A 12,607-nucleotide genomic window follows, 5' to 3' on the forward strand; every position below is an offset into this window, starting at 1 on the left:
CTTTTTGTATTTTTTAAAATGACAACTAACTAAAAGTACCTAACGGTTCGTTGATGTGACCGTTAATTTGCAGAAAAACTACCAGGTTAAAGGCGCAAGCAGTTGATCATCTGCTGGAATAATCAATACGTTACTGCGCATTCGCTCTAAAACCAACTCAGCAGTATTACCTATAATCCGTCCTAATAATCCTTCTCGTTGCCGAGCACCAATCACAAAATATTCACTCTTCAATCTGCAGGCTAGCTCAAACAAGCACAGCTCAGGCTCACCAGCAATAATGTGGATACATTCGGGATCCATATTAAATTGAGCAATCTGTTTTTGATGATCTTTATATGCCTTTTTAACAAGAGCATGTGTATCAATCAAATCCATATCTCGTAATATTTTGGGTACCCTAAGCACAAAAGCTAAATGTAATTTGGTCCCTGTAGCTTCTGCAAGTTGCTTACCATATGCCACCACAACGCTATTGAGCTGTTGTTTAATAGGATCATGAGTAGCAAGATCGACAGCCATCAACGTTGCATTGCCTTTATTAAGTGGATTATCGGTTAACAATAATAACGGGATCCGCGTATGGCGTATCAGCTGCCAGTCAGTGGGTAAATAATGGTCGGCATGATGTACAGCCTTCACCATAAGATCAAACCCATGACGAATAGAATGATGACAGGCATGTTCAAATAAATATTTGCTCCACACCATGTGTACCGGAATATCTTCACCTTTAAGATCCAAGAGATGCTGCTTTAATTCAGCTTCTCGTTGATCCATTAACTGTTTTTGAGCAACGCTGACTAAACGAGGGTTATAACTTTCAGGACCACTAAAATAAGCATAAGAATAAGCAAAGACTTCCGCATTTTTGTTCAATTGCTTTGCCAGTTGCAAACCGCTGGCTACTGCGTCGGTATGCGCCTGTTCCATTTGTGCAATAATAAACACTTTGTCCATTTAAATCTCCTTATACAAGCCAATTTTTACTGTGCAAAACGCTTGAAAAAAATCAATTTACTCCATTAAACAAACATCTATCGGTAAGCTTAACAAAGCTGATGAGTAGGCTTCCCCAACTAATTATCTCGCTAATACTCCACTAGCAAAAATGAAGTTAAAAAACTGAGCAAAACATGAGCAAGTAACTATTTTTAGATTAGCCAATAGCGTAAGTTTGTGCTCAAGTATCGGTACAAAAGTTGATCGAAATCAACTTTTGTAAAGCAATATGAATCAATTATATATTAACCAACTTAGCGCAGAGATATGGCAAAAGACAACTTTGTTATGTCACTCATTCTGGTTGCTGATAGAGTTTTGGATGAACTTAGTGACCGACAAAGAGGCCAATCGCAGTAGGAGAAGCCACTGCGAGATTAATACTCCAATGGAATGCTTTTTTTGAAGCCTGAAGTAAAAAAGGATACCGATATGTGGTTGTTCCAATTTTTCAGAAGCAGATAAAAACGTCAAAATTACAGTACCTGATATTACAGTGATACTACGCTACTCAATATAATGATGGGCTGATGCCAAATTAATCTAAATGTTTATATTGGAATGCTCCTAAAACCTTGGCCAATAATTGTTGACCACTACCTTTGGATCTTCCCTTTAATACACGGTGATGTTCTCAAATGGTGGTATTAAAAAAAATGTGATTAGGTGATAACTAACACTATGAATATATAAACTTTTTAGTTTTCACCACATTGAAGAAAAATAATTTTTGATGATGCAGTAAGCAATTAAATACCATAATATTCGTCACTCGAAGTTATAAATAGATTGGTCTATCTGGACAGGAATTCTCTGAAGTGCGCTAGGTTCCATTACATAAATGTAGGTAAATATTGCTTCTATCAATAACTAGAAGTAACTAAATTAAAAAGCTTTCTGGTCATTTAATTATGTAAATAGCGCTAGCAACGTTCACTTTTGGTGGAGTCCAATTGTACCCATTCAGAAATACTACGAACTAAACGGGATCACCATCTACACTTTGTGTGGAGAACGATAAATAATTGCGCCACTACGAATAATCGAGCATTTTACAAAGCATATTTAGTAAATTAGCAGTTCATAGATTGGCTGCTGTCGCTGGTTAGGAGAAGTAAGGGTTGCTCCTGATAATGATGCCGTATATGGATGTATAACACTATATAACGAAATGACTCTAGGGGATAAAGGATGAGTAGATTATCAAGTAAAAGCTGGTTGAACGATTTGATGAATATTCATTTTCGAATAGCATGGTTTCGTGTGGTTGCTTTTGCCTTTATGTGGGTAATGCTTACTGAGGGGTCAGTAAACTCATGGTTGGTTGGCGCTCCGATAGTGCTCGTTGCTACGTTGATAAGTATGGTACTGGTATCTCCTTTTTCCTGCTCGGTGATTCACTCTGTACGCTTCGTGCCTTTTTTTATTTGGAACTCACTTCGTGGTGGCGCCAATGTAGCGTGGTGCGCATTAAATCCAAAAATTCCCATAGCCCCGGGCCTAATTGATTTCCCCTTACGTCTGCCACCAGGAATATCCCGTGTATTCATGGCTAATACTGTCAGTCTGCTACCTGGTACATTGAGTGTCAATTTGGGGAAAAACCATTTAAAAGTTCATGTGCTTGATACACGAAAAAATGTGTTGTCGGAACTAATGACGTTAGAAAAAATAGTTGCCAAAATGTTCAATATCTCTTTGCACGATGGAAAAGGAGATGAATGCAATGAAAATATTTTATAAAAGGTTTTGCCTGCTGGAAACAACGAAGTTGGCGTGCAAGAGCTGGAATGTATTAGATGTATATGGCTTTATTATGGGGAATACTGCGGAATCAATCCTGAATCAGATTAATTGCTTCCTAAACGCAATCAAACCACTAGGCCTTAAAACGCCTGCTAAATTGGACGATTAAATCCGTATGCAAACTCTATATGTCTCACTGGCTTTGTTCCTTTTACTGAACCTCATTGTTGGAATGTGGAGGGTGTTACGCGGCCCCACGGCAGCTGATCGCATGTTAACGGCACAGTTATTTGGCACCACATCAGTGGCGGTAATGTTATTACTGGCTCAAGCGACAGACAAACCAGCTCTTCATGATGTGGCATTAGTATTCGCCTTACTTGCTGCGGTAACCGCGGTAACCTTTGTCCGGCGAGTCTGGGGCGATAGGGAGACAAAGCATGACACTCATTAATGTCCTATCCAGCATCCTACTCTTCACTGGGGGCGCCTTCTTCCTAGCAGGCACTCTGGGCTTATTGCGATTTCCAGATGTATACACTCGCTTGCATGCTTTGACCAAAGCCGACAACGTGGGTCTGGGTATGGTGGTCGCAGGATTAGCAGTTCAGGCACAAAGCTGGGTCATCGTTGGGAAATTGCTACTTATCTGGGCTTTTGTGATGCTTGCCAGTGCAACCACTTCCCATTTGATTGCAAGACGTGCATTGCAGCGAGGTATCAAGCCTTGGAAACGTTAAGCCTCCTTTACTGGGGGTTTGATAGCCTGTTAGTAATCGGCTTATTTTACCTAGCCTGGCAAGCTCTCGCCAGCCCAGATATGTTCAAATCGATTGTGCTGTTTATCAGTTTCGGATTATTAATGGCTTTAGCTTGGGTAAGGCTCAATGCTCCTGATATCGCTCTGGCTGAGGCGGCTATTGGTGCAGGCCTGACTGGCGCCCTGTTACTGGCCGCGTATGCGCGGCTAAAGGATCCCCGTGTTGATGAGTCTAACAGTGAGGAAGCGCAGCCAATTATTCCGCATAAATCGATTGAAGGTGATACAAATGATGAGTAAAAAGATACTTGGATACTCGAATCAGTATGAACCTGATGCTAATAATATGTCATTGATAGATATTGGCAGCATTATGACTCCCCTTCCCCTCGTCAGAGATTTCTGTGTGGTTTCCTTTTATAAGCTGCTACCCAGCCAACGTCAGGTGGCAGCTCAAAATCAGGAGAGATGATATGGATACAAGACCTTGGTTATTGTTGCCACTATTGCTGGTGCTCGGTGTTGTACTCAGTTATGCCGTATTGTCTATACCTGATCCTGCGCAAGAGCTGCCAACAATGCTGACCGACAACATGACGATCAGTGGCGCACACAATCCTGTGAGTGCGGTGCTGCTAAACTTTCGTGGTTACGATACTTTGCTGGAGATGGGAGTCTTACTGGCAGCTCTACTTGGCGTATGGTCTCTGGACGAAATGCCCATTTATCGCGGATCAGCCCCTGACCAGATTCTGGACATCATGTCTCGTCAGCTGATTCCCGTGTTTATTTTGGTGGCCGGTTACTTAGTGTGGGCAGGAGCTGATGCACCGGGGGGAGCTTTTCAGGCCGGCGCTTTACTGGGTGCGGCAGGTGTACTGCTACGGCTTTGCGGATGGCGGGTAAACAATCGTTACTCAGGCCTTCCGTTGAGAGTGCTATTAGTCTTGGGTCTAGCTATGTTTGTCATGGTAGGTACGGGGGCGTTGCTGATCGGAAGTGAATTTTTGCGATACCCTCCTACTGTGGCCAGTGAGCTGATGTTGATTATCGAATCTGCAGCTACCCTCTCCATTGGCGCAACATTGGCAGCGCTCTTCCTCGGTGGACGGCCAAAGGGAGAAGAATAATGAGCAATATTTACCTCTATGCACTGCTTGGCGTGGGTTTGTTCATTTTAGGTATATATTCCTTAATCGTTTACGCTAATTTGTTGCGCAAAATACTGGCTATCAATGTGATGTGCACCGGGGTGTTTCTGGTTTTGGTATCGTTGGCTTCCCGTAATCATAATGTCCAACCAGATACTGTACCTCATGCCATGGTCATTACCGGTATCGTGGTGGCCGTATCAGCCACTGCGTTGGCGCTCATTTTGATGTTAAAAATAAATAAGGCAATTGGGAAAAGCGAATTCCCCGACAAAGATTGTGAATGAGACCTCGGAACCCAGAACAGAGAAAATATAGGCCATTTCATATTGTCTCAATGATTGAGTGCCGTAAAAACTAAATAACCAAAAATGACAACATAGCAAGAAAGGACTACCAGACTAAATTAGCGGAATATTTATGCTTCACCCCGGCGCCCTATTCAATGACATAGCCTTGTTTGCAACTGGCTAAGTGAATAAACGCCGATGAGTGATAATGCAAACAGCGTGCGTGTAAAGAGCTCTTCACTAATGTTGGGCAGGCACTGAATACTAAAAAGGACAAGATTGCTGCATGGAGTTAATTTTGGGGCAAATCCCGTGGATTGTGATGCCGATCATCTTTCCCTTGATAGGGAGTATGGCTTGCTTCCTGTTTCCGGCAAAAGCGAAGTCACTGGGTCTGCTGACTTCCTTGGTTGTTTTGGCATGTGTCACTAGGCTCGGCTGGCAACTCAAAGCACTAGGCTCGCTGCGCTACCCTATGGGTGGTTGGGGGGCGCCATTGGGCATCGACCTTTACGCAGATGGTCTGAGTCTACTAATGCTATTGATGGCGGCACTGGTAGGTTTAGGTATCAGCATCTATTCCAGCAGTTATTTCAGTCGCGACAAAGCGAGGCATTTTTGGCCGTTGTGGTTATTCCTGTGCGGGGCGCTCAATGCACTATTTCTGTCAGCTGATATCTTCAATCTCTATGTCACACTGGAATTACTGGGATTAACGGCAGTGGCCCTTGTGGCATTAGCAGGTGGCGCCGACGCCTTGATTGCAGCAATGCGTTATCTATTGGTAAGCCTACTGGGCTCCTTGTTCTATCTGTTGGGCGTTGCCCTTATCTACCACAGTGTTGGTAGTCTGGACATTGCAATACTAGCACAACGAGTAGAACCGTCACCTGCGATGTGGACGGCGGTGGGATTGATAAGTACCGGCCTACTGCTCAAAACAGCGCTTTTCCCAATGCATTTTTGGTTACCGCCCGCCCATGCTTCAGCCCCAGCCCCCGTGAGTGCGCTTATGTCCGCATTGGTGGTCAAAGCTTCCTTCTATATTCTGCTACGCATGTGGCTGGAGTTCTTTCAAACGCAGGGGGCGGCATTCGCTAATTTTCTGGGACTGCTCGGCGCCGCGGCCGTCCTTTGGGGCGGAATTCAAGCACTGCGCCAAACACAGCTAAAATTACTTATTGCCTACTCGACAGTATCGCAACTGGGCTATCTGTTTTTGGCTTTTCCGTTGGGGACGAGCATTGCCTGGAAGGGAGCACTATATATGTTATTTTCCCATGCTATGGCTAAGGCGGCGATGTTCATGGCGGCGGGTAATATTCAGTTTTTTGCGGGACATGACCGCATAGCGGAGCTCGGCTCAATAACCCAACGTCTGCCGCTGACATTGACGGCATTCGCCCTAGCGGGTATCAGCCTTATGGGGCTACCGCCAAGTGGAGGGTTCATTGGCAAGTGGTTATTACTGCAGGCATCAATAGAATCCGGACAGTGGTGGTGGGGAATTATTCTGCTCCTTGGTGGATTTCTGGCCGCTGGCTATGTATTCAAAGTCATTGCTCATGTGTTTACTCATGACGAACCAACAAGCCGAACGGTAACACTACCGGCCACGATGGAGTGGAGCGCTTTAGGGTTGGCTTTAATAGCAGTGCTCTTGGGCTTGTTCACATACTGGCCGTTGGCAATGTTAGAAATGGGTTCCCCCTTTGGCACAGGACATAGCGGATGAATTGGAGTACGGCTCTGCCCTTGTTGATCCTCGCCAGCTCTTTCTTGCCGGGGCTGATAATTTTCTGCTTGCCCGAGGATCGTGTCGTCACCCGCACAATCCTTAATCTGGCAGGTGCGCTATTTAAGATTGTGCTGGTCGGGGGAATGTTTTGGGGCATATTACATGGCTATCATTTTGAGGCTCGTCTAACCCTCTTACCAGGACTCGATTTGGTTCTGCGTTCTGGCCCATTGGCGATGCTTTTCGTGACACTTTCTTCCGGACTGTGGCTGGTCACTACCGTTTATGCCGTTGGATATCTGGAGGGTTCACCTCATCGCAGCCGCTTTTTTGGCTTCTTCAGTCTGTGTGTTACTGCCACGACAGGTGTTGCCCTTGCGGGGAATTTGATTACCTTCCTGCTGTTTTATGAACTACTTACTCTTTGCACTTACCCACTGATCGTACACCGCGGAACCGAAATCGCACGCCAGGCCGGCAGAAATTACCTTATCTACACTATCATCGGGGGCGCATTGCTACTGCTGTCTTCTGTGTGGTTGTATACGCTTGCCGGCACTCTGGAGTTCACCGACCGCGGTTTTTTGTCCGGTCTTGATGCCTCTTTGCACCCAACGCTGATGATAATCTTCTGCTTGTTGATTGCCGGATTGGGGGTAAAAGCGGCTTTGGTCCCCCTACATGGCTGGTTACCGCAGGCCATGGTTGCCCCAGCGCCTGTAAGTGCGCTGCTGCACGCCGTGGCAGTGGTAAAGGCGGGCGCATTCGGCATAATACGGGTTGTTTACGATGTGTATGGCATCGAGTTTGCCAACAGTTTGGGGCTAACCTTACCCCTAGCAATACTGGCTGCTGTGACCATAATTTATGGCTCGCTGCGCGCCTTATTTCAGGACGAACTTAAACGTCGACTCGCATTTTCTACAGTCAGCCAAGTGTCCTATATAGTGCTAGGCATAGCGCTTGCCAGTCCTATCGCGACGCTGGGAGGACTGATCCACCTGGTGCATCAGGGAGTGCAAAAAATCACCCTTTTTATGTGCGCTGGTAACCTCGCCGAGACCCTAGGGATTCATAAAATCAGCGAGATGAACGGGGTCGGACGTCGGATGCCTTGGACCATGGCGGCATTCACCATTGGCGCCTTCGGTATGATAGGTGCCCCGCCGCTCGCAGGTTTTTTTAGCAAATGGTATCTAGGACTGGGGGCATTGGACGCAGGACAAGGCTGGGTGATATATGTTCTGGCGGTAAGTAGTGCCCTCAATGCCGCCTACTTTTTACCCATATTGTATACAGCTTGGTTTAAGGCCCCTCCCGATAGCTGGCCGGCCGAACGATCTTTTGGAAACAAAGAGACGGCTTGGACATTACTTGTCCCCCCCATAGTTACTGCACTGTTGACATTGGCTTTGGGGCTTTTGGCGTTTGCACCGTTTAACCTATTGGAATGGACTCGATTAATTGTGAGTCGAGGATTTGCCTAATGAACGCCATAGTGAGTGTATCCCTACTTTTATCAGCACTAGGCCTGCCGCTGCTGTTGGCGTTCCCTGCACTGCATACTCACCTACCCAGACCGATACATATGGCGCTGTTGCCAGCTGCTACGCTTGTGTTTATTCCTGTGGATTTTGCTATTGAACTGCCCTGGTTTTGGCTGGGCGCTGGGTTGGGTATAGACGCGCTATCGCGTTGGTGGCTGGCTATGTCGGTGGTGGTGTGGGGCGTTGGAGCAGCCTTTGTGCCTACTCCAGCCAAATGTGACGGCTATAATCCACAGACTAGCTTACTGCTATTATTTCTAGTGGGGCAGATTGGCGCAGTGCTGGCAACGGATATGATTGTCTTCTTCAGCTTTACGACTCTGATGAGCTACGCGTGTATTGGCCTCTTGCTTACTCATGGTGACGAAACTACTCGCCGCGCTGGGCGGATATATCTGGTGCTACTGATCCTAGCAGACATCCTGCTATTCGAGGCCATGATGATGGCCACCGCAACAACAGAATATCTGGACTTCGCTACCCTAACCAAAGCAATGACGCTATCAGAGTCATCATCTTTTTATCTGTCGATGGTAATTGTCGGTATCGCCCTCAAGGTAGGAGTGTGGCCATTACATCGATGGCTATCTTTGTCTTATTACTCGGTTCGGCCGGCGATGGCGCTGCTGTTGTGGCTAGGCCCCGTCGCCACGGGCTTGCTTTGTGGCCTGCGTTGGTTGCCGTTGGGTGAACTTGCCGCACCCATGGCTGGAGCTGTGCTGCTAGCGATCGGCTTTACGACAATCTTTTATGCCATGCTGTCAGTTTCGCGGGTTCAATGGAAACAGCGACTTATCTGTGTTTTCTTCATTGCGACGGGAAGCTTTGTTATAGGCTTGGGGACGGGGCTGATCAAACCTGCCCTATGGAATCAATATGGAGACTCAGCCCATGTCTTCATTGCCTCTCTAGGATGGGGACTGGCATTGATGACCGCAGGGCTTGAGTGGTTCAAGGATGAAGGCGAAACATCCGGATCGAGCAATGAGAACCTGACGGAATTGTCTGTAGAGCGTTGGTTTGATGCCTTCATTCGTTGGGGAGGGGGGATGGGAAACGAGACTTTGCCAGAACTTCGCTCTTCATGGTTTGCCAGATGTAAGGGACTCAGGCAAAAGCGAGGATGGCAGAACACGTTCGGCACCGGTGAATACTTTTTGCAGCGTTGGTCAATTGCGACCACTCTATTTATACTCTTAGTTATTGTGACTCTGGTTCTTTTGCTGCTGGATGCTATGTAGACTCAGTAAGACAAGTTACTTAATAGAACATAATAAAATTGGATTAGAACCTGAAGTATCCCTACGAATTTAATAACTAGCTTGTGGATCCTTGATTAAATCTTGCATCATCTTAACTCCTGCTAACCAGTGAGATTTCTGCAGTTTCAAAGACTTATATTTTTAGAGTCTTAAGCTTCAAAATAATTTTGATAGATTAATTTATCTCATCTGCTATTCCGAGTTGAAATTATACAAACCGGACAAAACGATTATGTATTCGTTAGCAAAGCAAAAAAGTTCATCAGTACTGAACTTTCCAAAGGTGATTACTGTATTAACAAAGAAGTTAACAACACACATATTTCAGAGTAAACATATCGATACGTTGAACACATACTATTAAGTTTACGTTTACGTAAAAATAATACTGAGTTTTTACTCGAAATTGGGTAAGGTTAGAGAAATCAACTATCTGATTGGACCAGTAACAAGCTGCACCTTGTTGCCGAGACCAAACTAAAATACAACATAACCAAGGAATGATCTTATGCCTATTTACCAAGCTCCTCTTCGCGATTATCAATTCATTCTGTCTGAACTGCTTAATGTCTATAAACAAACTGATTTACGCGGTTTTGATGAAATAGATGCGGATCTCACTGATGCAATTTTGCAAGGTGTTGCCGATTTCAGCACCGACATCATGTTGCCACTCAATGCCAGCGGTGACTTAGAAGGTTGTAAACTGGTTGATGGTAAGGTCATTACCCCTATTGGGTTCAAGCAAGCTTATAAACAATACGTACAAGATGGTTGGGCAACATTAACCTGTGATCCTGAATTTGGTGGCCAAGGTTTACCTGAAGTTATCGGTACATTCGCAACCGAAATGAAAACCGCCACTAATATGGCGTTTGCCATGTATCCAGGCTTAACCCATGGCGCTTATTCAGCCATTCATGTTCACGGCAGTGATGCGCTAAAGCAAAAGTACTTAGCAAAACTGGTCAGTGGCGAGTGGACTGGTACCATGAACTTAACCGAGTCTCATGCGGGTACAGATTTAGCCTTATTACGTACTAAAGCGGTTCCTGCGGGTGACGATGTATTTGCCATTAGCGGCGAAAAAATCTTTATCTCGTCTGGCGATCACGATCTCGCCGACAACATCATTCATTTAGTATTAGCGCGTTTACCTGATGCACCGGAAGGTGTTAAAGGGATTTCACTATTTGCTGTACCTAAGTTTTTAGTGAATGCCGATGGTAGCTTAGGCGAAGCTAACAAGCTTAGCGCAACAGGTCTTGAGCATAAGATGGGTATTCATGGTAACTCAACATGTGTCATGCATTTTGACGGCGCTATCGGTGAGCTTGTTGGTGCTGCACATCAAGGTCTAAAAGCCATGTTTACCATGATGAACCAAGCACGTTTAGGTGTGGGTATTCAAGGTTTAGGCGTATCAGATATTGCTTATCAAAATGCTCTCGTTTATGCCAAAGAGCGTATTCAAGGCCGTGCATTAAGTGGCGTTAAGCAGCCTGAACAAGCTGCTGACTCATTATTAGTCCATGGCGATGTGCGTCGTATGCTGTTATCACAAAAGTCGTTCAATGAAGGTACACGTGCGTTAATGGGTCAACAAGCACTGTGGCTTGACCAAGTAGAACGTCATACCGATCCAGAAAAAGCCAAACAAGCTAATGCACTTGCGGCATTATTTACACCAATTGTTAAAGGCTTTGTCACCGACCAAGGCTTTAAAGCGTGTGTTGATGCCCAGCAAATTTATGGTGGTCATGGTTATATTAATGAATGGGGTATGGAACAGTTTGTACGTGATATCCGTATTGCAATGATTTACGAAGGCACAAATGGAGTACAAGCTCTCGATTTAGTCGGCCGCAAATTACTTGCCGACAAAGGTGCAGCATTAACCCTGTGGTCAGGTATGGTGAAGGAATTAATTCAGCAAAACGTTGGTAATGACGCAATGAAACCTTATCTTGCAGGCTTAATGGATGCAGCAGGCGATCTTGAAAAAGCCACCGGTTTTATTGTGCAGTCAGCCAGCAAGAATCCTGATCTTATTGGTGCAGCGTCAATGGCCTATATGCAGTTGTTTGGTATTACAGCGCTAGCGTGGATGTGGACTCGCGTTGCGGCAACATCATTAGCCGCATTAGAAGCAGGTACTGAAGAGACTGGCTTTTACCAAGCTAAACTTAAAACAGCACAATTCTTTATGAGCTATTGGGGTAGTCAAACCCGCAGTTTACGCAAACAAATTGAATCGAGCAGTGCAGATATTGTTGATTTCGCAGAAGCTGATTTTTAATAAATAATGATACACAAAAAAGCCGCATCAATTAACTTGAAGCGGCTTTTTTTATTCTGTGTCGAGTCTTTAAATGTGGCTTAAATAAATATTGATTAACGTCAGCTCAGCTCAAATAAACTGACCATTAATCCCACAAAAACTCACGAAAATGCTTACGACAAACCGACTCGTAACTTTCATTACCGCCAATGGCAACCTGCTCGCCTTCACGCATCGGTTTACCATCATGATCAAGACGCACGACCATGTTTGCTTTACGGCCACAATGACAAATCGTTTTAAGCTCAACTAATTTGTCAGCCCAGGCTAATAAATATTGGCTGCCTGGAAATAGTTCGCCTTGAAAATCATTACGAAGGCCATAACACAATACTGGAATATCAAGATTATCAACAACGTGTGTGATCTGCCTAACTTGTTCTTTACTTAAAAACTGACTTTCATCAATCAATACGCAGTGAATTTTTTGCTCATCATTCGACGTCGAAATTAACTCTATTAAATTATCAGTGCTACCGAACACCTGCGCTTCGGTTTCGATGCCGATACGTGATGACACTTTGCCGACACCATAACGATTGTCTATCGATGCCGTCATCACTAAAGTATGCATCCCGCGCTCGCGGTAATTATAAGAAGACTGTAGTAATGAAGTCGATTTACCGGCATTCATTGCCGAATAATAAAAGTACAGTTGCGCCAAAATTATGCGTCCTAATAGTTGGTCTGTTTATGTTGCATATAGTAACTGTTTTAACATGACAACGACAAACAAAAATGCCGTATTCGTTATGAGTACGGCATTTCCA

At 45.0% G+C, this 12,607-nt stretch carries 12 protein-coding genes; 10 read left to right on the top strand and 2 right to left on the bottom strand.

From position 1 onward, the window contains the following. Positions 1-78: 78 nt before the first annotated feature. Positions 79-960: a universal stress protein gene (locus tag EGC86_RS00115; protein WP_123776253.1), complete on the bottom strand. Its 882-nt coding sequence runs from the start codon at positions 958-960 to the stop codon at positions 79-81. A 1,233-nt stretch (positions 961-2,193) separates the two neighbouring features. Here EGC86_RS00115 and EGC86_RS00120 point away from each other — a divergent pair. The 10 genes from EGC86_RS00120 to EGC86_RS00170 all read left to right on the top strand — a co-directional run bounded on the left by EGC86_RS00120 (position 2,194) and on the right by EGC86_RS00170 (position 11,795). After that, positions 2,194-2,745 carry a Na+/H+ antiporter subunit E gene (locus EGC86_RS00120; protein WP_123776254.1) on the top strand — a complete coding sequence of 184 codons (552 nt, stop codon included), beginning with the start codon at positions 2,194-2,196 and terminating at the stop codon, positions 2,743-2,745. A gap of 178 nt (positions 2,746-2,923) precedes the next feature. Next, a complete protein-coding gene (locus EGC86_RS00130; protein WP_123776255.1) occupies positions 2,924-3,202 on the top strand; it encodes an MrpF/PhaF family protein in 279 nt (92 codons plus the stop codon). Beyond that, positions 3,189-3,488 (top strand): monovalent cation/H(+) antiporter subunit G, encoded by a 300-nt coding sequence (gene mnhG / locus EGC86_RS00135; protein WP_123776256.1) that lies wholly within the window; start codon positions 3,189-3,191, stop codon positions 3,486-3,488. Before EGC86_RS00130 ends, mnhG begins: the two co-directional genes overlap by 14 nt. Then, positions 3,476-3,808: a Na(+)/H(+) antiporter subunit B gene (locus EGC86_RS00140; protein ID WP_123776257.1), complete on the top strand. Its 333-nt coding sequence runs from the start codon at positions 3,476-3,478 to the stop codon at positions 3,806-3,808. The genes mnhG and EGC86_RS00140 overlap by 13 nt, the downstream gene beginning before the upstream one ends. A 173-nt stretch (positions 3,809-3,981) precedes the next feature. Next, positions 3,982-4,638: a hydrogen gas-evolving membrane-bound hydrogenase subunit E gene (gene mbhE, locus EGC86_RS00145; protein ID WP_123776258.1), complete on the top strand. Its 657-nt coding sequence runs from the start codon at positions 3,982-3,984 to the stop codon at positions 4,636-4,638. Then, entirely contained in the window at positions 4,638-4,946 is a 309-nt protein-coding gene (locus tag EGC86_RS00150; RefSeq protein ID WP_123776259.1) for an NADH-quinone oxidoreductase subunit K, read from the top strand. The genes mbhE and EGC86_RS00150 overlap by 1 nt, the downstream gene beginning before the upstream one ends. A gap of 289 nt (positions 4,947-5,235) precedes the next feature. After that, the gene (locus EGC86_RS00155; protein ID WP_123776260.1) at positions 5,236-6,684 is read left to right on the top strand and encodes a complex I subunit 5 family protein; all 1,449 of its coding nucleotides are present in this window, start codon (positions 5,236-5,238) and stop codon (positions 6,682-6,684) included. Further along, the gene (locus tag EGC86_RS00160; RefSeq protein WP_123776261.1) at positions 6,681-8,174 is read left to right on the top strand and encodes a complex I subunit 5 family protein; all 1,494 of its coding nucleotides are present in this window, start codon (positions 6,681-6,683) and stop codon (positions 8,172-8,174) included. Before EGC86_RS00155 ends, EGC86_RS00160 begins: the two co-directional genes overlap by 4 nt. After that, positions 8,174-9,475 carry a proton-conducting transporter transmembrane domain-containing protein gene (locus EGC86_RS00165; RefSeq protein WP_123776262.1) on the top strand — a complete coding sequence of 434 codons (1,302 nt, stop codon included), beginning with the start codon at positions 8,174-8,176 and terminating at the stop codon, positions 9,473-9,475. Before EGC86_RS00160 ends, EGC86_RS00165 begins: the two co-directional genes overlap by 1 nt. Positions 9,476-10,004: 529 nt before the next feature. After that, on the top strand, positions 10,005-11,795 hold the full coding sequence (locus EGC86_RS00170; RefSeq protein ID WP_102037835.1) for an acyl-CoA dehydrogenase C-terminal domain-containing protein: 1,791 nt from the start codon (positions 10,005-10,007) through the stop codon (positions 11,793-11,795). 127 nt (positions 11,796-11,922) lie between these two features. Here EGC86_RS00170 and EGC86_RS00175 read toward each other — a convergent pair whose 3' ends face one another. Continuing rightward, the gene (locus EGC86_RS00175; protein ID WP_101086537.1) at positions 11,923-12,501 is read right to left on the bottom strand and encodes a thymidine kinase; all 579 of its coding nucleotides are present in this window, start codon (positions 12,499-12,501) and stop codon (positions 11,923-11,925) included. Positions 12,502-12,607 lie beyond the last annotated feature (106 nt).

Source organism: Shewanella frigidimarina (genome assembly GCF_003797125.1).
Classification (GTDB): domain Bacteria; phylum Pseudomonadota; class Gammaproteobacteria; order Enterobacterales; family Shewanellaceae; genus Shewanella; species Shewanella frigidimarina.